Origin of the sequence: Devosia sp., from assembly GCF_041917035.1 — a bacterium.
Lineage (GTDB): Bacteria > Pseudomonadota > Alphaproteobacteria > Rhizobiales > Devosiaceae > Devosia_A.
The window spans coordinates 18,380-37,050 of record NZ_JAYRYM010000013.1 but is presented as its reverse complement, the minus strand read 5'-3'; the positions used below and the strand labels follow the sequence as shown (position 1 = coordinate 37,050).

Sequence of the window (18,671 nt, the reverse complement as noted above, 5' to 3'; positions counted from 1 at the left end):
TCGAAGGCCGGGATGCCGGCGTTGATGCGATCGTCGAGGCCGCCATAGTGCGCCATCAGCCGGGCCTTGATCGCCGGCACCGCCTCGGGATTGGGCTGTCCGCCATAGTAGGGGACCGCGGCCCTGAGCTCGGGTGAGGACACCGCAAGGTTGTTGACGGTGCCGCCGCCCCAGCAGAACCCCATCGCCCCGACCTTGCCGTTGGACTTCTCGTGACCCGACAGGAAGGTGACGGTTGCGACACCGTTTGCCGCGACATCGGCCGCCGAGAGCGTCTGGAACATCGGCCGGGCCGCCTCCTCGTCGGCCGGGGTGCCCCCCAGGTCGGACAGGAAATCTGGCGCCAGCGCCAGAAATCCCTCCAGCGCGACGCGGCGCGTCACATCCCTGATATGGGCATTGAGGCCGCGATTCTCGTGGACGACGATGACGGAGCCGAACGGACCGCCTGTCGCCGGGATGACGAGGTAGCCCTTCATCTCGCCCCTCGCGCCCGGATAGGTGATGTCACTGCCCCGCAGCCGCGCATCGTCCTCGGCGACCAGTCCGGCTGCCCGGCTGTTGGACGCCATCATGGCCGCGGCAACGGTTGCCGCGCTCATCGAACCGGCGAGCCTGGCTAGATGATCCATGAACCGGCGTCGATCGAGACTGAGATGCGTGTAGTCGTCGAAAAGGTTGATCATCTCCTGGGTGATCTTCGGGCCGGCGTCGGAACGATCGTCCATGGCATCCTCCTCTGTGGTGCGCCACGCTACGACACAAATGCCAAGCAGGAATGGCGGATGACGCCCTTGTGAGCGCTTGTGACCGCCCCGACTACTCGCCGGCGAGGCGCTGCGGCAGCACCGGGTCATCGAACTCCATGGCCTCGATGCGCTCGCCGCGTCGCGCCACCTTGGAGGACGAGGTGGCGATGTCGCCGATGTCGCCGGCGGCCTGAGTGAAGTGCGTCTGCAGCTTGCGCACACGCTCATCGAGCCGGCCGATATCGGCAAGCAGTTCCCGCACCTCCTTCTGGATGCGGTGGGCCTCTTCGCGCATGCGCACGTCACGCAGCAGTGCCTGCACCACCTGCACCGATAGCATCAGAATCGAGGGCGAAACGATCACCACGCGTGCTTTCAGCGCGCGCTGCACCACATCCTCGAACTTCTCGTGCAGGTCGGCGAAGATCGACTCCGAGGGCACGAACAGGAAGGCGGTGTCCGCCGTCTCGCCGGCGATCAGGTAGTTCTCGGCAATCGCCTTGATGTGGACACCCATGTCGGTGCGAAAACCGTTGGCAGCGAAGCGAAGTTCCTCCGGACTTTGCGCCGAGGCCAGGCGCTGCCAGCTCTCGAGCGGAAACTTGGCGTCGATCACCAGCGGCGGCGCGCCATTGGGCATGTAGACGATTGCGTCGGGGCGGCGACCGTTCGAGAGGGTGGTCTGGAAGCCATAGGCATTCGGCGCCAGCCCGTCCCCCAGGATTGCCTCCATGCGGCCCTGGCCGAAGGCGCCGCGCGTCTGCTTGTTGGCAAGGATCGCCTGCAGCGACACCACGTCCTGGCTCAGCTGAGTGATGTTGGACTGCGCCCGGTCGATCACCGCCAACCGCTCCTGGAGCTTGGCCAGGCTCTCGTTGGTGCGCTGGTTGGTCTCCTGCACCACCGCCCCGATGCGCTGGCCCTGGCTGTCGAGCCGCTCGTTGACAAGGCGAGCCAGATCGGAGGTGCGCGAACCGAAGATCTCGCTCATGGTCTGCATGCGCCCGGTCATTTCGGACTGGACACGCAACAGGTCGGCAATGGTGCGCTCGGTCTCCTCGGAGCGGACGCGGGCCGCCACCGCTTCGTCGTGCAGCCGCTGCGCCTCGTCCTGCCGGTCGCGCGCCTGGCGGATCAGGACGACGAGAACGCTCACCAGCAGCAGCACGAAGAGCCCGGCGGCGCCGAGCAGCCCCTGCTCGAGCGTGATGGCGGCTTCACCGATGGTGACGAGTACGCGGTCCATCACGCGACCCTATCCGATTCGGTTTCCCTTTTGTTCGCCTTCGGCCGGTTGACCGGGCAGCTGGAAATACCATATTCAGCAACACTTGCCGCAAAGGACCCATTCCATGGCCAAGCGCCCCATCCTGATCCTGCCCGACGAGCGCCTGCGCGCGATTGCCGAGCCGATCGACAAGATCGACGACGGGATCAGGCAATTGGCCCAGGACATGCTCGACACCATGTACGACGCGCCAGGAATAGGGCTCGCCGCGCCCCAGGTCGGCGAACTGCGGCGCATCGTGGTGATGGACCTCAGCAAGGACGACGAGCCCAAGGCACCGATCGTCATGATCAACCCCGAAATCCTCAGCTATTCGGACGAGACCGTCACGACGGAAGAGGGATGCCTCTCCATCCCCGAACTCTACTACGAGGTCGAGCGACCGGCCGAGGTCAAGGTGCGCTACACCAGTCTCGAGGGTGAGACGGTTGAGCTCGAGGCCGGCGACCGGCTGGCCATCTGCATCCAGCACGAACTCGACCACCTCGACGGTGTGCTCTACATCGACTATCTGAGCCGGCTGAAACGCGACCGCGTGCTCAAGAAGTTTCAGAAGCAGGCCCGCCGGGCGGGGTAGGCGCTGCCCACCCGCACGGTGTCCTTCCGGCGAAGGCCGGACTCCATTCTGAGCTGGATCAATCAACCACCGAGGGTTATGGACCATCTCAGGACAGGCCCCGGCCTTCGCCGGGGTGACCCCGGTGTGAGGACTGCCGATCGATGCGCATCATCTTCATGGGCACGCCCGAGTTCGCGGTGCCCACCCTCACCGAGATCGTCTCTTCCGGCCATGAGGTCGTGGCCGTCTATAGCCGCGCCCCGAAACCCGCCGGGCGCGGCCAGGCCGAGCGCAAGTCGCCGGTGCATCTTGCTGCCGAGGGCTTCGGCATCGAGGTGCATACACCGCGCTCGTTGAAGTCGGCCGAGGAACAGGCGGCCTTTGCCGGCCTCGAGGCCGACCTGGCGGTTGTCGTCGCCTATGGTCTGATCCTGCCCGCCGCGATCCTGTCTGCGCCGCGGCTCGGCTGCCTCAACCTGCACGGCTCGCTGCTGCCGCGCTGGCGCGGTGCAGCTCCGATCCAGCGCGCGGTGATGGCCGGCGACAGGCGCACCGGCGTCATGGTGATGCGCATGGACGAGGGACTCGATACCGGCCCGGTGGGGCTTGTCGAGGAAATGCCGATCGGCGCGGACATGACGGCAGGCGAACTGCACGACAGGATGATGCTGGTCGGCGCCGACCTGATGGGACGAGCCCTCGCCGCGCTGGAGCGCGGCAGCCTTGAGTTCACGCCGCAGCCGGCCGAAGGCGTCACATACGCCGCCAAGATCGACAAGGCCGAGGCGCGCATCGACTGGACCCGGTCGGCGCAGGAGGTCCACAACCTGATCCGCGGCCTCGCGCCCTTCCCCGGCGCCTGGTGCGAACTCGCTCTGCATGGGATGCCCACGCGCATCAAGGTGCTGCGCTCCACGCTCAGCGAGGGATCAGCGCCACCGGGGACGATCCTCGCCGATCTTGCCGTGGCCTGCGGCACTGGTGCCGTGCGCCTCGTCGCGGTGCAGCGGGAGGGCAAGGGCGCCATGGACGCGGCTACCTTCCTGCGCGGCGCGGGGCCCCTGCCCGAACGGGCCGGCTGATGCCGCGCTACAGACTCACCGTGGAGTATGACGGCCGGCCGTTCTGCGGCTGGCAGCGGCAAGCCAATGCGATGTCGGTGCAACAGGTTGTGGAAGAGGCCATTGCCCGGTTCTCCGGAGAGAGCGTCTCGATCCAGGCCGCGGGGCGCACCGATGCCGGAGTGCACGCACTCGGCCAGGTGGTCAGTTTCGACCTGTCGCGGCAGTGGGATGCGTTCCGGGTTCGCGAGGCGCTCAACTTTCACACCAAGCCGCACCCGGTGGCGATCGTCGAGGCCTCGCGGACCGCGGACGACTTCGAGGCCCGGTTCTCGGCCACGGCGCGCCGGTATGAGTACCGCATCCTCAACCGACGGGCACGGGCCGCGCTCGAGGAGGGGCGGGTCTGGCACGTCGCGGTCCCGCTCGATGCGGCAGCGATGCATGCAGCGGCGCAGCTCATTCTCGGTCGCCATGACTTCACGACCTTTCGTGCCTCGGAATGCCAGGCCAATTCGCCGATCCGTACGCTGGAGCATCTCGAGGTCAGCCGACACGGGGAGATGGTCGTTGTCGCGGCAAGGGCGCAGAGCTTTCTGCACAGCCAGGTACGGTCGATGGTGGGTTCACTGAAACTGGTCGGCGAGGGGCGGTGGACGCCGGCGCAGTTCCGCGGCGCGCTCGACGCGCGCAGTCGCGCCGCCTGCGGCCCGCTGGCGCCGCCCGACGGACTCTACCTCACCGGCGTGGACTACTGAAGCAACCCCATCTCGCCGGGCCCAACCGGAAACAGGACCGAGACGATGATCAGGGCAACAATGCCGCCAATCATCTGGGTCGCGAGCAGCATGGCGATCTGGCCGCCCTTCAGCGTCATGACCAGCCGACCGATGTTGACGAGCAACAGGAGGGTGACGACCAGGGTGACCACCAGGGTCGGGAGGACTCCGGTCAGGAACAGGAACGGCAGCAGGACGGTCAGCGCCGCGTTGGTCCAGTTGTAGGTGACGACGAATGGCGGGAAGGCGTCACGCCGTCCGATCAACGATAGCAGCACGGCGCTCGCCCCGATGAAGGCGCCATAGATGATCACCGTCTGCACTGCACCGCGGGTGATGTCCCCGGGTCCGCCGATGCCGAGCGCCACCTGCGCCACCAGTTGCACGGCGGCAACGGCGAGCACGGCGATGAAGCTGCCTGCCATTCCCGAACGCGAGAAATCGAAGTAGCGCGCGGCGGATCGGTCACCGGTCAGCAGGGCCAGAATGCCGCGCAGGGCACTCCGCACCTCGGCGGTGTAGGTCGTGGTCGGTCGAGACACTCAGCGGTCCTTCGCCATGGGTGTGCTGCATGTAGAGCCGGGAACGCGCGGTGACAAGCACGCCCAAGCGGGTGCCCGCGCAAACGAGGCGGCCGCTCTCGCCTATCCCAGATAGTCGGCGATGAAGTCGCGGTACAGTCGCGCCAGCGCTTCGACGTCTGCGAGCCGCACGTGTTCGTCGACCTTGTGCATGGAGGGGCCGGGGAGCCCGAATTCCACCACCGGGCAATACTCGGCGATGAACCGCGCGTCGGAGGTACCTCCCCCGGTCGAGAGTTCGGGCGGGATGCCGGTGGCCCGGGCGATGGTCTCGATCAGCGTCTCGACGCCGCCGCCGAGCGGCGACAGGAAAGAACGCGACGGCCTGCCGACGACCTCGAAGACCACGGTGCAGTCGCGCAGGTCCTGGCCGGCAATCACTTCCCGCACGGCGTCACCCAGGGCCTCGGGAGTCCAGCGGTCATTGTAGCGCACATTGAAGCGGAGCCTGACCGTCGCCGGAATGACGTTCGTCGTGTCGTTGCCCACGTCGACGGAGGTGAACTCGAGGTTCGAGGGAGGAAAGTGCTCGCTACCGTCGTCCAGCTTGCCCGAGAGCGCCAGGAGCAGGGCAGCGGCGACCGGCAGCGGGTTGTTCGCCTTGTCCGGATAGGCCACGTGGCCCTGCGTCCCGGTGACGGTGATCCGGCCGTTGAGCGAACCTCGCCGACCGACCTTGATGCTGTCGCCCACCCGCGCCGTGGCGCTCGGTTCGCCGACGATGGCGAAATCGAAGCGGTGTCCCCGGGCCCCGGCCCAGGCCATCAACTTGTCGGTGCCGTTGATCGAGTCGGCTTCCTCGTCATTGGTGATGGCCAGCGAGACGGTGCCTTTGTCGGCGCTGCCATCGGCAACTGCCGCCGATACGGCCGCGATGAAGGCAGCGATGCCGGACTTCATGTCGGCCGCACCGCGACCGTAGATCGTGCCATCGACGATTTCGGCGGCGAAGGGCGGATGAGCCCAGGCAGCGACGTCCCCCGGCGGAACCACGTCCGTGTGCCCGGCAAAGAGGAGATGCCGGCCAACCGTGCCGCGCGTCGCGAAGAGGTTGTCGACCGGGTAGGATCCGTCGCCCTCGAAGCGCACGCGCTGGCATACAAATCCGAGCGGGAGAAGCGCGCGCTCGATCACCTCGAGCACTTCGGCGGGTTCTGGAGTGACCGAGGGCTGGCGGATCAGGTCGGCGAGCAGCAGGACGGGATCGATCAAGTGCCTCAGTCCCTGAGCAACTCGTTGATTCCGGTCTTGCTGCGGGTCTGCGCGTCCACTGTCTTGACGATCACGGCGCAGTAGAGGCTCGGACCGGGCTGGCCGTTGGGGAAGGGCTTGCCGGGCAGGTTCCCGGAGACAACCACCGAGTAGGGTGGGACGCGGCCGATGTGCACTTCGCCGGTGGCGCGATCGACGATCTTGGTCGAGGCACCGATGTAGACGCCCATGGAGAGCACGGAGCCCTCGCCGATGACCACCCCCTCGACCACCTCGGAACGAGCACCGATGAAGCAATTGTCCTCGATGATGGTGGGACCTGCCTGCATCGGCTCGAGAACCCCGCCGATGCCGACGCCACCCGACAGATGCACGTGCTTGCCGATCTGGGCACAGGAGCCGACGGTCGCCCAGCCATCAACCATCGAGCCCTCGTCGACGAAGGCGCCGATATTGACGAAGCTCGGCATCAGCACGACGCCCTTGCCGACATGAGCGCCGCGGCGGACGATCGAGCCGGGCACGGCGCGGAATCCCGCCTCGCGGAAGCGGTTCTCGCCCCACCCCTCGAACTTGGATGGCACCTTGTCCCACCAGGTGGTGCCGCCCGGGCCCTGGATCACGGCATTGTCGTTGAGCCGGAAGCTCAGCAGCACGGCCTTCTTCAGCCACTGATTGACCTGCCAGCCGCCATCCAGCTTCTCGGCAACCCTCGCCCTACCCGAATCGAGCAGTTCGAGCGCCGTGTTCACGGCGTCGCGGACAGTACCGCCGGTTGCAGGAGAAATCTCAGCGCGGGCCTCCCAGGCGGAATCGATGGTCTGGGCAAGATCGGCGTAGGTCGACATGAGGGCCTTCTCCGGGGCTGGACGGCGCGGACATTAGCGGCACGCCGACCCGAGTCAATCGATGTCGCGCATCGCCAGGACCCGCAGTCCGCCACGTGTCCTTAACCCGCGTCTGCGACGATCCGTGCTCAAGACTACGGAGAGCCAGAATGGCCAGACGCCGGCACACTTCGCTGCGCACCTCGATCGAGGATATCGACGCAGCCAAACAGGCCCCCTCGACCGCCCAGACCCTGTCGCCGACCTTCCGGCTGGCCTTTGCCGATGACGACTTCCTCACCTCGGAGGATACGCGCGGCGTCCGGTTCCAGCTCGAGTACCTCAAGACCGAGTTCCGTCTGCGGGAGAAGGGCATCAACTCGACCGTGGTGCTGTTCGGCGGCGCCCGCATTCCCGAACCGGGACAGTCGGCCTGGGCGGCGCGCAACGAAGTGCAGAAGCAGAACCTCGAGGCCGCCTCGCGCTACTATGATGAGGCGCGGCGCTTTGCACAGTACGCCTCGCTGACCTCGAAGGCGCTCGACTTCCGCGACTACGTGGTGGTGACCGGCGGCGGGCCCGGCGTGATGGAAGCGGGCAATCGCGGGGCCGGCGATGTCGGCGCACCCACTGTCGGCCTCAACATCGTCCTGCCGCATGAACAGACTCCCAACAGCTACGTGACGCCGGACCTCTGCTTCAATTTCCACTACTTCGCGACCCGCAAGATCCACTTCCTGATGCGGGCGCGGGCCGTTGCCATTTTTCCCGGCGGGTTCGGCACGCTCGACGAGTTCTTCGAAACGCTCACGCTCATCCAGACCGGCCGGATGGAGCGCATCCCGCTATTGCTGTTCGGGATCGAGTTCTGGCGCCGGATCATCAATTTCGACGCGCTGGCGGAGGCCGGCACCATCTCGCCGGATGATGTGAAGCTGTTCACCGTCGTCGACAGCGCCAGGGAGGGCTGGGACGTCATACGTGCGCACTATGGCCTCCCCGAAGTCGAGATGGCGTCGTAGCCGCATCGCCACGGACAGGGCGAAACGGCTGGCCGGGCCAAGCTACGGCAACTTGCTGAGAAAGCCTGCGAGGTCGGCGGTGACGTGGTGCACATGCGCGCCGCCGGTCCGCTCGAGTTCCCAGGGATCGACCTGGTCGTGGGCGAAATCGTCGCTCGCCACCACCTGCACGGTGACCATGCCGGTTTCGTGCGGCACGAGCAGATTTTTTTCGAGGTCGTCGAACATCGCCGCCTTCTGCGTGTCGATGCCATGCGTGGAGAAGAACGACTCATAGGCCTCCGGAAGAGGCTTGGGCCGATAGCTCATGGCGCGGATGTCGAAGATGTCCTCGAACAGATCGGCGGCATTACCGAGGCGCCCGAGCACGGACCGGGCGTGGCCGACATCGCCATTGGTGAGGATGAACTTCCGCCCGGGAAGTGAGCGGATCGCCGCAATCAGCGCCTCGTGCGGCGCCACCGGCGAATAGTCGATCGCATGGACAGTGGACAGGTAGTGATCCGGATCGACGTCATGCAGCTGCATCAACCCGTTCAGCGTCGTGCCATAGTCGCGGTAATAGTCCTTCTGCAACCGCCTTGCCGCGTCGTAGGGCAGGTTGGTCACCCCCACCATGTAGTCCGAGATCAGCAGGTCGATCTGCGCGAACAGGTTGCACTCGCGCGGGTAGAGGGTGTTGTCGAGATCAAAGACCCAGTCGCGGACATGGGACAGCGAGCGAGGCGATGGGATTGGGTTCATGGCATCAGCATACCGGTTATTCGGCCGTTCGGCTCCTGGGCATCGGTCGGGCGCTAGGTGCCGCTGAAGGCACCCGCGAAATAGTAGCCGCCGCCGACGATCAACAGGACCAGCGCAACCGCGCCGATCAGCATCCAGTACCTGTCGATGAAGCTCATCGCCACCCTTGCTCCCTAACTCGTCTAGCATGATGGCCTCCCGCGGGCCAGCCTCGGGGGTTGGCGCACAGGCCGCAAATCCCGCAACGGCCCGGCCCCCTGCGCCAGGATGGTACCAGAGAGCGCTCTGTATTTTCTCAATCAACTGATTGATTGTGTCGATTTGAGGTGTTACACGCCGGTGACGATCGAGACCCGACGCATGGCGCACACCCCCCCGCACAAGCGAGAAAGCAGCGAAGACCGCCGGCAGGCCATCGCCAGGGCGGCCTGTGCTCTGATCGTCGAGAAGGGCATGGAGGGCCTGCGCACCCGCGACATCGCCGACCGGGTGGGGATCAATGTCGCCACCCTGCACTATCACGTGCCGACCAAGGAGGCGCTTGTCGGGCTGGTGACCGAATCGATGCGGACCGAGTTCCGGGCCCAGTCCCAGCTTCGGCCACGGGACCACCTCACGCCGCGCGAGCGGCTCGAGCATGAGTTCTTCGATTTCCACGAGATGCTCACCCGGAAGCTCGAGGTACTCGCGGTCATGTCCGAGTTGCTGGAGCGCGGCCGGCGCGATCCCACGGTGCGGGATGCGGTGCAGCCAATGATGGCCCGCTGGCGCGAGATGATGGCCGATATCCTGCGGGCCGGCCGCGAAGACGGCAGCTTCCGCGCTGACCTCGATCCGGAGCCTGCCGCCCAGATGGTCATCGGCGCCCTGGTCGGCTTCGGCCGCGTCGCCGACGCCTCCTCCACCGATTACGAGCGACTGTGCGCCGAATTGCGCCGCGCCGTCGCCAACCCCAACGTCGCAAAGGACACAGCCCAATGAGTCACGCCTTCCACCCCCCGGCCAGCAAGGCCGAGGCCGACCCGCGCCGCTGGATCGCGTTGTTCGTGCTGCTGCTCGCGAGCTTCATGAACCTGATCGACGTCACGATCGTCAACGTCGCGCTGCCCAGCCTGGAGCGCGACCTGGGCGCGGGGCCCAACGAGATCGAGTGGGTGATCGCGGCCTATGTGCTGAGCTTTGCCTTGGGGCTGCTGCCGTTCGGCAGGCTCGGCGATGTGGTCGGACGAACCCGCATGTTCCTCATCGGAGTGGCGGCCTTCACGGCGGCATCGGCGTTCTGCGGCCTCGCACCCTCGATCGAATGGCTCATTGTCGCACGCGTGCTGCAAGGCCTCGCCGGGGCGGCGATGACGCCGCAGGTGCTTGCCATTGCCCAGGTGACGTTTCCGCCCGAGGAGAAAGGACAGGCCTTCTCGCTGTTCGGACTGAGCGCCAGTCTTGCCGCGGTCACCGGACCCCTGGTTGGCGGCCTGCTCATCGGAGCCGATATCGGTGGCCTCGACTGGCGGCCGATCTTCCTCGTCAACATCCCGTTCGGCGTCCTTGCGCTGGTCGCAGGCTGGTTCCTGATTCCCCGGACCCCCGGCCACGCGGACCTCAAGAACGACTTCGTCGGGATCGGGCTGTTCGGTGCGGCGACGGTTGCGCTGGTGTTTCCGATCATCGAAGGGCGTGCCTATGGCTGGCCGGCCTGGGCGTTCGGGCTGATGGGCGGCTCGCTGGTGCTCGTGGTCTTGTTCGTGCTCTGGGAGCGTCGCCGTGCCGCCACCAATGCGCCGCAACTGCTCAACTACAGCCTCATCACAAATCCCAATTTCCTGCTTGGGCTGCTCGTCACCACGATCTTCGCCTCCGGCATCCCGGCAATGTTCATGGTCATCTCCCTGAGCCTGCAGCAGGGCTATGGGTTCACGCCCCTGCAGTCCGGCCTCATCAACACGCCATTCTCGGTCGGCGTGATGGTCGTTTCACTGGTCATCGGCCGACTCGGACAGCGCTATCTCAGGACCCGGCTGGGGCTGGGGGCGGCACTGCTGGTGTTCGGCATCAGCTGGGTCGACATCGTGTTCAGGGGCCTGGGTGAGACGGCAGAGCACCTGAGCTTTCTCCCGCCGCTGTTCATCGCCGGTCTCGGGCTCGGCCTGGGGTTTTCCGGCCTGTTCCAGACCGTGCTGTCGGGGGTTCCCCCACGAGACGCCGGCGCCGGCGCGGGAGCGCTGCAGGCGTTCCAGCAGATCGGCGGCGCCTTCGGCATCGCCATCGTGGGCGAAATCTTCTTCACCATCCTGGGCGAGAACTTCATGTCCGGAATGCCGCCCAAGGCCGCCTACGCCTCAGCCGCAGGGCCGGCGATCGTCTACCAAATCGTCGCCTTCTCACTGGTGGTGGTGCTGGTGCCGTTCCTCAGGATCAGGCGGCCAGAGGCACCCGCCGCGGGACGCCCTGCGGCAGGGAGTTGAACGAAGACGGCCGCCCGCGATGGCGGCCGCCGCGCTTGAGGCCAGCAATGGCGTCAGCGGACGATCAGCGTGCCGGCACCGTGAGCCGTAAACAGCTCCACCAGGACCACGTGCGGCGTCTTGCCATTGAGAATCACGACGCCCTCGACACCATTGTCCAGCGCCTCGAGGCACGTCTCGACCTTGGGGATCATGCCGCCCGAGATGGTGCCGTCGGCGATCAGCGCCTTGGCATCGCGCATGGTCAATTCGGGGATGAGCTGCTTGTTGGCGTCGAGCACGCCGTCGACGTCGGTGAGGAAGAGCAGGCGCTTGGCGCCGAGGGAGCCGGCGATGGCACCGGCGAAGGTATCGGCGTTGATGTTGTAGGTGTTGCCATCGCGGCCGGGCGCGACCGGCGCAATGACCGGAATCATCTCGGAACGCGCCAGGAGATCCAGCAGCGTGCGGTCGACCTCCACCGGCTCACCGACAAAGCCGAGATCGAGGAGGCGCTCGATGTTCGAGCCGGGGTCCTTGACCTTCTTCTCGGCCTTCCTGGCAAAGACCATGTTGCCGTCCTTGCCGCACAGGCCGATCGCCCACTCGCCTTCGGCATTGATCAGCGCCACGATCTCCTTGTTGATGGAGCCGGCAAGGACCATTTCGACGACGTCCATCGTCCGCTGGTCGGTGACGCGCAGTCCGCCCTCGAACTTCGACTCGATGCCGAGGTTCTTCAGCATCGACGCAATCTGCGGCCCACCACCGTGCACCACGATCGGGTTGACCTTGGACTGCTTGAGCAGTGCGATATCGCGTGCAAAGCCGCGGCCGAGCGCGATGTCGCCCATGGCATGGCCACCGTACTTGACGACGACGGTCTTGCCTTCATAGCGCTGCATATAGGGCAGCGCCTGGCTCAAGACGGCTGCGTCGCGGGAGAAACTCTCGATGTCGGGCATAGCGCGCTGCGTATCCATGATACTCCGTCCTATAGCGCATTGGCGCCGCGGGAAAAGCGGTTTTGCGGATCGCTTCAACACGCAATCGCGATGCTTTCTTGTCGCGGTGCGAGGCTAGGCAGCCGGGCGGCGAGTCGCTAGGGTCTGTTCATGTCCCCTGACCCGCCCGACATCGCCCACCTGATCGCCCGGGTGGCACTGCGCGACCGGGACGCGTTCCGCGACCTCTACGGGCGCACCAGTGCGAAACTTTTCGGTGTGACACTGCGTATCCTGAGAGACCGGGCGGAAGCCGAGGAGGCGCTGCAGGACGTCTATGTCAAGGTCTGGCAGCGCGCGGATCGATACGTCATGGGGGGCTACAGCCCGATCAGCTGGCTGGTGGCGGTGGCCCGCAACCATTGCCTCGACCTGCTGCGGGCCAGAAAGCCGGCAGCCGCGGATATCGATGCGGCGAGCGAAATTGCCGACGCGGCGCCGACGCCGGAACAGGCCAGCATCGAGCGGTCCGAACGCGGCCGCATTGAGGGCTGCCTCGACGCGCTGGAGCCCGACAAAGCCGACTGCGTGCGCGGGGCCTATCTCGACGGCTTCAGCTACGAGGAACTGGCGGTGCGCCACAAGGTACCGCTCAATACCATGCGGACCTGGTTGAGACGCAGCCTCATCAAGCTCAGGGAGTGTCTTTCGGCATGAGCCGTGACGGCGACAGCGGTGCTAGCGAGAGTGATCGGGTGCTGGTTGCCGAGTATGCGCTCGGCTTGCTGGATGCTGCCGAGCATGCGGCACTGGCCCGGCGACTTGCTGCCGAACCCGGTCTCGCCGCTGAACTGCGGCTCTGGCAGGTCCGCCTGTCGAGCCTCGATGACGAGTTCGCCGAGGCAAAGCCACCGGCGGGAGCCTGGCCGGAGATCGATCGGCGGCTGTTCGGCCCGCCACCGGGCTTCGCTGGTTGGTGGAACTCGTTGCCGCTGTGGCGTGGCCTGGCGGCGGCCGGGCTGTCGGTCGCACTCGTCGCCATGGTGTTCAACCTGCTGCAGCCGCCAAGGCTCGATCCACGGGCTTTCGCCGATCAACTGGTAGCGACGCTGAACGAGCAGGGCTCGGATGTCAGCTTCGTCGCGCTCGTCAATCCGGCAACCGGCAGCGTCCGGGTCACCGGGCTCTCCGGCGAGGCGGCGCCGGACAAGGACTTCGAACTGTGGGCGATCACGGGGTCGTCTCCCCCCATTTCGATGGGGGTGATCCGCGCCCTGGCGCGCAGCGACGTGACGCTCAGCCCCGAGATCACGGCACGTTTCGAGGCAGGCACCGTGCTGGCCATCTCCGTCGAACCGCGCGGCGGCTCACCCAGCGGAGCGCCGACGGGGCCCATCGTCGCCAAGGGCGCGGCGACGCCGATCTAGGCGCTCGGCCGCGCGCGCGAACGAGCGAACCTGCCGCCCGGATCACTTCGGCAGCACCAACAGATCGTGATCCGGCCCCGCCGTCGTAGTTGAAACTCTGCCGGAAGCCTCCTCGTAACTTCGTCCGCCTTACCGCAAAGCACGCGGGAAAACCAAGGAAGGACACCAGATGAAGCTCTCCACCCTGCGCCTTTTCGCCCTCTCCACCATGCTCTCGATCTCCGCCATTGCCGGCGTGGCGCATGCGGAAAACCCGATGGTCGGCGGCATGCCGATGTACGAGAACAAGGATATCATCGACAATGCCGTGACCTCGCCCGACCACACCACCCTGGTGGCCGCGGTGCAGGCGGCCGGACTTGTCGACGCGCTGAAGGGCGACGGCCCGTTCACCGTACTCGCCCCCGTCAACGCCGCCTTTGACGCGCTGCCGGCCGGCACGGTGGAGTCGCTGCTCAAGCCCGAGAACAAGGACCAGCTGACCAAGATCCTCACCTGCCATGTGATCCCGGCCAAGGCGCTGGCAGCGGACATCAGCAAGATGGCGATGGACGATGGCGGCACGCACGAGGTCGATACCCTCGGGGGCTGCAAGCTCTGGCTCAAGGCGGACAACGGCATGGTCACGATCACCGATGAGGCCGGCGGCGTTGCCAATGTCACCATTGCCGACGTGATCCAGTCGAACGGCGTGATCCACGTCATCGACAAGGTGCTGCTGCCCAAGATGTAGCCTTTCGCCGGGGTCCAGCGAACTCCGACGCACAGGCCACGCGCCGTGTTCCGCCCAATGGGCGGGACACGGGTTTTTGAGGTGCACGGAGAGCTCGCACGGCGTTACTCTCCGAAACAGTGAAAGGGCAGTCCCATGCAGATAGGTCGTCGTTCCTTGCTTTCCGGTGGCGTAGCGCTGTTGGCACTGGGGGCCGCGGCGGCGGCCTTGCGCCCGATGGGCGGCAGCGTTGCCGCGGAAGGCAGCTTCGAGGTCTCGCTGTCCGAGGCCGAGTGGAAGGCAAAACTTCCCCCCAATGTCTTCGAGGTGCTCCGCCACGAGGCCACCGAGTATCCCGGCACCTCTCCGTTGCTCGACGAGCACAGGGCGGGGATCTTCTCCTGCGCCGGGTGCGAACTGCCGCTGTTCGACGCGGCCACCAAGTATGACAGCGGCACCGGCTGGCCCAGCTTCTACCAGCCACTCGAGAATGCCGTCGGCGAATCGACCGACCACAAGCTGGGATATCCGCGTACCGAGGTGCATTGCCGGCGCTGCGGCGGCCACCTCGGCCACGTCTTCACCGATGGTCCGCAGCCGACCGGACTGCGCTACTGCATGAACGGGCTCGCGCTCACCTTCACGCCCGCATGACCCCGCGGGTGCAGGTCGACTGCACCAGGCCCGAACCGGCTACTTCTTCACGGGCAGGCCGAGGCCGACAAGTTCCTTGCGCAGCGCCCTGGGATCGGTGAAGTGGACGGCGTGCATGCCGAACTTCCGCGCAGAGACGACGTTGGGCTCGCTGTCGTCGATGAACACGCAGCTCTCGGGTGCAAGCCCGTAGCGCTCGCAGAAGACGCGGTAGATGCGCGGATCGGGCTTCACCAACCCCTCCAGCCCGGACACGACCACGCCATCGAACTTCTCGAGGAACGGCCATTCGCCGAGGCAGCTCATCCACTTTTCCCAGGAGAAGTTGGTGATCGCAAAGGTCGGGACCTCGGCGGCGATCAGTTCATCGTGAATGGCGATCGTTCCGGGGATCAGCTCACCCAGTGTCTCTTTCCAGCGCTGGTCGTAGGCCTGGATCTCACGCCAGTATCGTGGATAGCGGGTAATCAGCCGCGCCACGCCCTCGGCGTAGATGTCGCCTGCATCGAAGGTAAGGTTCCAGTCCCTGGTGCAGATGTTGTCCTGAAACCACTGTGCCTCTTCCTCGCTGTCGAACAGCTTGCGGAACAGGTACATCGGGTTCCAGTCGACGAAGACGCCGCCGAGGTCGAAGACCGGAATCAGGGTGTCGTGCATGGGGGCCTCACTGTTCGACCGCCCGCCTATGGCATGGCGCTGCCACAGGGGGCAAGCGCGGCGACGCTCAACTGACGAGGTCGATCTTGGCCTCGTAGCGCGGCAGGAAGTACTCGGTGCGCGAGAGGTTGATCGCGTTCGTGATCACCATGCCGAACAGCGGCTTGTAGGGATATGAGATCTCGGACATGACGAGGTAGCTGTTGGTCCGGGCAAGCAGGTTGATCTGGCTGGAGGCCGGCAGGTCATAACTCGCATCGACGGTCCGGGCGACGCCGCCATTGTGTCCGACGCTCCACACCACCGTGGTCGCTCCGGCGGACGTGACCTTGAGCAAAGTAACTACCTGCGTGAGGTTGGTCGTCGGATAGGGTTGCATGATGCCGTTTGCGGCCTGGAAATAGTTGGCCAGCGTCGTACTCTGGCTGATCGAGTTCTTCTCGCGTGAGACGAGGTCGGCCATGGTGCTCGCCACGGTCGCCACCCGGCGATCAACCGTGAACAGCGACGCAGACTCGACGGTTCCGAAGTAGAGCAGGATCAGCAGCGGCAGGATCAGGGCGAACTCGACGGCGGCGACGCCCCGCTCTTCCCGGGCCAGACCGACAAACAAGCGAAGGTTCCGGCCGAGCATCAGAACGGCTCGTTCTTGAACACGCGCACCGCACCGAGCAGGCGGGTGCCGTCCGGCTGATCCTGCAGGTTGAATCCCGGCAGATGCACTATCGTCGGCCACTTGTAGTACGCCTGGACCAGCACCACCTCGCCGCCGACTCCCGGCGCATAGCTTTCCGACATGGTCCAGTCGCAGCTCGAGGGCGTGCAACTGCCTCCAGTGGGCAACGGGTAGCTGGTAGTGGCACTGCTGAAGTTGGAAACGACCGAGACCTTGATGCGCAGATTCGCGCAGTTGAACATGCCGAAGAGGCCGTTGCAGATCGCGGTACGGAAGTTGCTGGCATTGTAGGTGGCGTTCTGAGCCTGACCCGTGCGCAGGAGGCGGGCCGCGTCCTGCACGGCGCTGTCGAGAATCTGCCCGGCAAAGAACACCAGGGTGGTCTCGAGAATCGCCGCGATGATGGTGAAGAACGGCAAGGCCAGGATGGCGAATTCGATGGCGGTCACGCCGCGGTCGTCGCGCGCGAAGGCGCGTCCGCGGCGCAATGCCGGCATCATCAGCCACCGCACAAGGGATCGTATTCGCGCCATGCCCCGCATGTTACCGGCGCTGGACTAAGCATTGGTTAGTGAGGGCCGGAGATTTGGCGCGAACCGGCAGTGCTCAGTTGCCGGCCGCCATCGCCGAAACGGTCGAGGCGGAGCCGACGGCGTCGGAGGTGAAGTCGCTGTCATCACCGAGCATGATGATCGACTGGCAGACGGGGGAGCAGGCCAGCGTGCCGCGCTTGTCGCCCATGTAGACGGTCACCACGTTCGCCAAATCCTGCACGACCTCGACCAATGTGTCGGCGATCGGATTGCCCATGCCGTCGAGGACAATCAGGTTGGTCTGTCCGTAGCTGCGGCCGGTCAGCACGAGTGTCTGCGGATCCTGGATGGTCACGTCGGCAATGCCGGGATTGCCGATGATCACCGTCGCCGCCGGAGCATTGATCCGGAGGATACGCGCCATGTTGACCTTGACGCTTACCGGGGCCCCTTCGGCGAGGGCCGACGGCGCCGACGCGCAGACGGTCAGAAGGCAGGTCAGCACCGCCAAACTCTTGCGGATCATCAGAAGGGACCTCGGCTTACTTGAGGACTACGCTGAACCAAGTGTTGCGCGGAATGGTGAACAATTGGCAAACGGAGCCACGCAGGACTCGGGCGAGATTGTTCGTAATCAGAACTTTAGTGCCGGAATCCGGGCTTCTCGGTAGATTCGGTACGTTTGCGATGTCGGCCGAAACGCCTTGTTGACCACGCCGGAAAGCCCCGTGGTGCGGGCCTTTCAGCGATTTCCGATTAACCCAAAATCAAGACGTCCCCTCTAGCGTAAGGCTATGTTCGATGTGTCGAACGGTGCTGACGCATCCAGCGATGCTGTCACAGAATGACGTGTGCAAGGAGCCCCAATATGAACACTGTCGCTCGTTTCGTGAATGACGAGTCCGGCGCCACTGCGATCGAATACGGCCTGATTGCCGCGCTCATCGCCGTTGGCATCATCGCTGCCGCGACCACCCTCGGTGGCAGCCTGTCCGGCCTCTTCAACAAGATCTCGACGAAGCTCAACAGCGCTTCGACGACCTGATACCGATCGCGGTATCGCTGCGAATTCCGAAGGGGGCGTGCGTGCCCCCTTCTTGTTGTTCGGGGTTTGTTAACCCTGCTCGGCGAAGCTGCTGCAGAGCCGGTCGACCGGCCAGTCCGTGAACCAGCCGGTCCATGCTCCCTGCCCTGTCCGTTGTCGCTCTGCTCGTCTTCCCGCTGCTGATGGCGCTGGCTGCGTCCTCGGACCTGCTGACCATGCGGATATCCAACCGTCTCGTGCTGCTGGTGATCGTCGGCTTCTTCGTGCTTGCACTCGCCATCGGCATGCCGCTCGAGACCATCGGCATGCACCTGGCCTGCGCTGCGTTGGTCCTGGTCTTCTCCTTCGCCTTCTTCGCCTTCGGCTGGATCGGCGGCGGCGACGCCAAACTGGTGGCCGCCACGACCCTGTGGCTCGGCTTCGGCATGATGCTGCCCTATCTTGTCTACGCGTCGCTCCTCGGGGGCGCCCTAACGCTCATCCTGCTGGCGGCGCGACGCTGGCCCCTGCCCGAGCGGTTGCGCCGGGTGGCCTGGATCGACCGACTGCACGACAGCAAGTCCGGCGTTCCGTATGGCATTGCGCTCGCAGCAGCTGGCCTGCTGGTCTATTCCGACAGCATCATCTTCCAGCACTTCGTCGCGTGATGCACGACGGGAACGGCCCGTTAACCGTAATTGACAAGCATCGATTAACCAAACTTTGACCCTTTGCCCGGATAGTCGGGGACTGAGTAGTCGGACGCCTTTGCGTCTATTGT

23 protein-coding genes are annotated in these 18,671 nt (G+C 65.5%); 12 read left to right on the top strand and 11 right to left on the bottom strand.

The genetic code is table 11. The features are described 5' to 3' along the window. Together ACE3TU_RS03100 and ACE3TU_RS03095 are read right to left on the bottom strand one after the other, a co-directional pair. A partial coding sequence (locus tag ACE3TU_RS03100; protein WP_374620102.1) for a dienelactone hydrolase family protein occupies positions 1-728 on the bottom strand: 728 nt, incomplete at its 3' end. A gap of 91 nt (positions 729-819) precedes the next feature. Next, complete coding sequence (locus tag ACE3TU_RS03095; RefSeq protein ID WP_374620099.1) at positions 820-1,995, bottom strand: DNA recombination protein RmuC; 1,176 nt, start codon at positions 1,993-1,995, stop codon at positions 820-822. A 106-nt stretch (positions 1,996-2,101) separates the two neighbouring features. Between ACE3TU_RS03095 and def the strand changes: the two genes are divergently transcribed. The 3 genes from def to truA all read left to right on the top strand — a co-directional run bounded on the left by def (position 2,102) and on the right by truA (position 4,415). Continuing rightward, positions 2,102-2,614, top strand: a complete 513-nt coding sequence (gene def, locus ACE3TU_RS03090) for a peptide deformylase (RefSeq protein ID WP_374620097.1) — start codon at positions 2,102-2,104, stop codon at positions 2,612-2,614. Between the two features lie 143 nt (positions 2,615-2,757). Further along, positions 2,758-3,678 carry a methionyl-tRNA formyltransferase gene (fmt, locus tag ACE3TU_RS03085; RefSeq protein ID WP_374620094.1) on the top strand — a complete coding sequence of 307 codons (921 nt, stop codon included), beginning with the start codon at positions 2,758-2,760 and terminating at the stop codon, positions 3,676-3,678. Next, on the top strand, positions 3,678-4,415 hold the full coding sequence (gene truA, locus ACE3TU_RS03080; RefSeq protein ID WP_374620091.1) for a tRNA pseudouridine(38-40) synthase TruA: 738 nt from the start codon (positions 3,678-3,680) through the stop codon (positions 4,413-4,415). Before fmt ends, truA begins: the two co-directional genes overlap by 1 nt. Here truA and ACE3TU_RS03075 read toward each other — a convergent pair. The 3 genes from ACE3TU_RS03075 to dapD all read right to left on the bottom strand — a co-directional run bounded on the left by ACE3TU_RS03075 (position 4,409) and on the right by dapD (position 7,077). Next, positions 4,409-4,978 (bottom strand): hypothetical protein, encoded by a 570-nt coding sequence (locus ACE3TU_RS03075; protein ID WP_374620088.1) that lies wholly within the window; start codon positions 4,976-4,978, stop codon positions 4,409-4,411. The genes truA and ACE3TU_RS03075 overlap by 7 nt on opposite strands. Before the next feature lie 102 nt (positions 4,979-5,080). Then, positions 5,081-6,229 (bottom strand): succinyl-diaminopimelate desuccinylase, encoded by a 1,149-nt coding sequence (gene dapE / locus ACE3TU_RS03070; protein WP_374620085.1) that lies wholly within the window; start codon positions 6,227-6,229, stop codon positions 5,081-5,083. A 5-nt stretch (positions 6,230-6,234) separates the two neighbouring features. Then, positions 6,235-7,077 (bottom strand): 2,3,4,5-tetrahydropyridine-2,6-dicarboxylate N-succinyltransferase, encoded by an 843-nt coding sequence (gene dapD / locus ACE3TU_RS03065; protein ID WP_374620082.1) that lies wholly within the window; start codon positions 7,075-7,077, stop codon positions 6,235-6,237. 149 nt (positions 7,078-7,226) lie between these two features. Here dapD and ACE3TU_RS03060 point away from each other — a divergent pair, with 149 nt between their 5' ends. Further along, the gene (locus tag ACE3TU_RS03060) at positions 7,227-8,078 is read left to right on the top strand and encodes an LOG family protein (RefSeq protein WP_374620079.1); all 852 of its coding nucleotides are present in this window, start codon (positions 7,227-7,229) and stop codon (positions 8,076-8,078) included. A 42-nt stretch (positions 8,079-8,120) separates the two neighbouring features. Here ACE3TU_RS03060 and ACE3TU_RS03055 read toward each other — a convergent pair whose 3' ends face one another. Beyond that, complete coding sequence (locus ACE3TU_RS03055) at positions 8,121-8,822, bottom strand: pyrimidine 5'-nucleotidase (protein ID WP_374620076.1); 702 nt, start codon at positions 8,820-8,822, stop codon at positions 8,121-8,123. A gap of 360 nt (positions 8,823-9,182) precedes the next feature. On the opposite strand from ACE3TU_RS03055, the gene ACE3TU_RS03050 reads away from it, so the two are divergent. After that, positions 9,183-9,803, top strand: coding sequence for a TetR/AcrR family transcriptional regulator (locus ACE3TU_RS03050; protein WP_374620074.1), 621 nt, complete (start codon positions 9,183-9,185; stop codon positions 9,801-9,803). Further along, positions 9,800-11,284 (top strand): MFS transporter, encoded by a 1,485-nt coding sequence (locus ACE3TU_RS03045; protein ID WP_374620072.1) that lies wholly within the window; start codon positions 9,800-9,802, stop codon positions 11,282-11,284. The genes ACE3TU_RS03050 and ACE3TU_RS03045 overlap by 4 nt, the downstream gene beginning before the upstream one ends. Before the next feature lie 53 nt (positions 11,285-11,337). Here ACE3TU_RS03045 and argB read toward each other — a convergent pair whose 3' ends face one another. Then, positions 11,338-12,246 carry an acetylglutamate kinase gene (argB, locus tag ACE3TU_RS03040; RefSeq protein WP_374620070.1) on the bottom strand — a complete coding sequence of 303 codons (909 nt, stop codon included), beginning with the start codon at positions 12,244-12,246 and terminating at the stop codon, positions 11,338-11,340. 132 nt (positions 12,247-12,378) lie between these two features. Between argB and ACE3TU_RS03035 the strand changes: the two genes are divergently transcribed. The 4 genes from ACE3TU_RS03035 (at position 12,379) to msrB (ending at position 15,000) form a co-directional block, all read left to right on the top strand. After that, the gene (locus ACE3TU_RS03035) at positions 12,379-12,924 is read left to right on the top strand and encodes a sigma-70 family RNA polymerase sigma factor (RefSeq protein ID WP_374620068.1); all 546 of its coding nucleotides are present in this window, start codon (positions 12,379-12,381) and stop codon (positions 12,922-12,924) included. After that, complete coding sequence (locus tag ACE3TU_RS03030; RefSeq protein ID WP_374620066.1) at positions 12,921-13,634, top strand: anti-sigma factor domain-containing protein; 714 nt, start codon at positions 12,921-12,923, stop codon at positions 13,632-13,634. Before ACE3TU_RS03035 ends, ACE3TU_RS03030 begins: the two co-directional genes overlap by 4 nt. A 169-nt stretch (positions 13,635-13,803) precedes the next feature. Further along, positions 13,804-14,367, top strand: coding sequence for a fasciclin domain-containing protein (locus tag ACE3TU_RS03025; protein WP_374620064.1), 564 nt, complete (start codon positions 13,804-13,806; stop codon positions 14,365-14,367). A 135-nt stretch (positions 14,368-14,502) separates the two neighbouring features. Continuing rightward, the gene (gene msrB / locus ACE3TU_RS03020) at positions 14,503-15,000 is read left to right on the top strand and encodes a peptide-methionine (R)-S-oxide reductase MsrB (protein WP_374620061.1); all 498 of its coding nucleotides are present in this window, start codon (positions 14,503-14,505) and stop codon (positions 14,998-15,000) included. A 39-nt stretch (positions 15,001-15,039) separates the two neighbouring features. Here msrB and ACE3TU_RS03015 read toward each other — a convergent pair whose 3' ends face one another. The 4 genes from ACE3TU_RS03015 to ACE3TU_RS03000 form a co-directional block, all read right to left on the bottom strand. Then, positions 15,040-15,657, bottom strand: coding sequence for an HAD family hydrolase (locus tag ACE3TU_RS03015; protein WP_374620058.1), 618 nt, complete (start codon positions 15,655-15,657; stop codon positions 15,040-15,042). Positions 15,658-15,724: 67 nt separating this feature from the next. After that, a complete protein-coding gene (locus ACE3TU_RS03010; RefSeq protein WP_374620055.1) occupies positions 15,725-16,270 on the bottom strand; it encodes a TadE/TadG family type IV pilus assembly protein in 546 nt (181 codons plus the stop codon). 20 nt (positions 16,271-16,290) lie between these two features. Next, a complete protein-coding gene (locus ACE3TU_RS03005; protein ID WP_374620053.1) occupies positions 16,291-16,875 on the bottom strand; it encodes a TadE/TadG family type IV pilus assembly protein in 585 nt (194 codons plus the stop codon). A 64-nt stretch (positions 16,876-16,939) separates the two neighbouring features. Further along, positions 16,940-17,392 (bottom strand): pilus assembly protein N-terminal domain-containing protein, encoded by a 453-nt coding sequence (locus tag ACE3TU_RS03000; protein WP_374620050.1) that lies wholly within the window; start codon positions 17,390-17,392, stop codon positions 16,940-16,942. Positions 17,393-17,734: 342 nt separating this feature from the next. Here ACE3TU_RS03000 and ACE3TU_RS02995 point away from each other — a divergent pair, with 342 nt between their 5' ends. Continuing rightward, entirely contained in the window at positions 17,735-17,911 is a 177-nt protein-coding gene (locus ACE3TU_RS02995; RefSeq protein WP_374620047.1) for a Flp family type IVb pilin, read from the top strand. Positions 17,912-18,045: 134 nt separating this feature from the next. Continuing rightward, positions 18,046-18,558, top strand: a complete 513-nt coding sequence (locus ACE3TU_RS02990; RefSeq protein WP_374620044.1) for a prepilin peptidase — start codon at positions 18,046-18,048, stop codon at positions 18,556-18,558. The last annotated feature ends 113 nt before the right edge of the window (positions 18,559-18,671 follow it).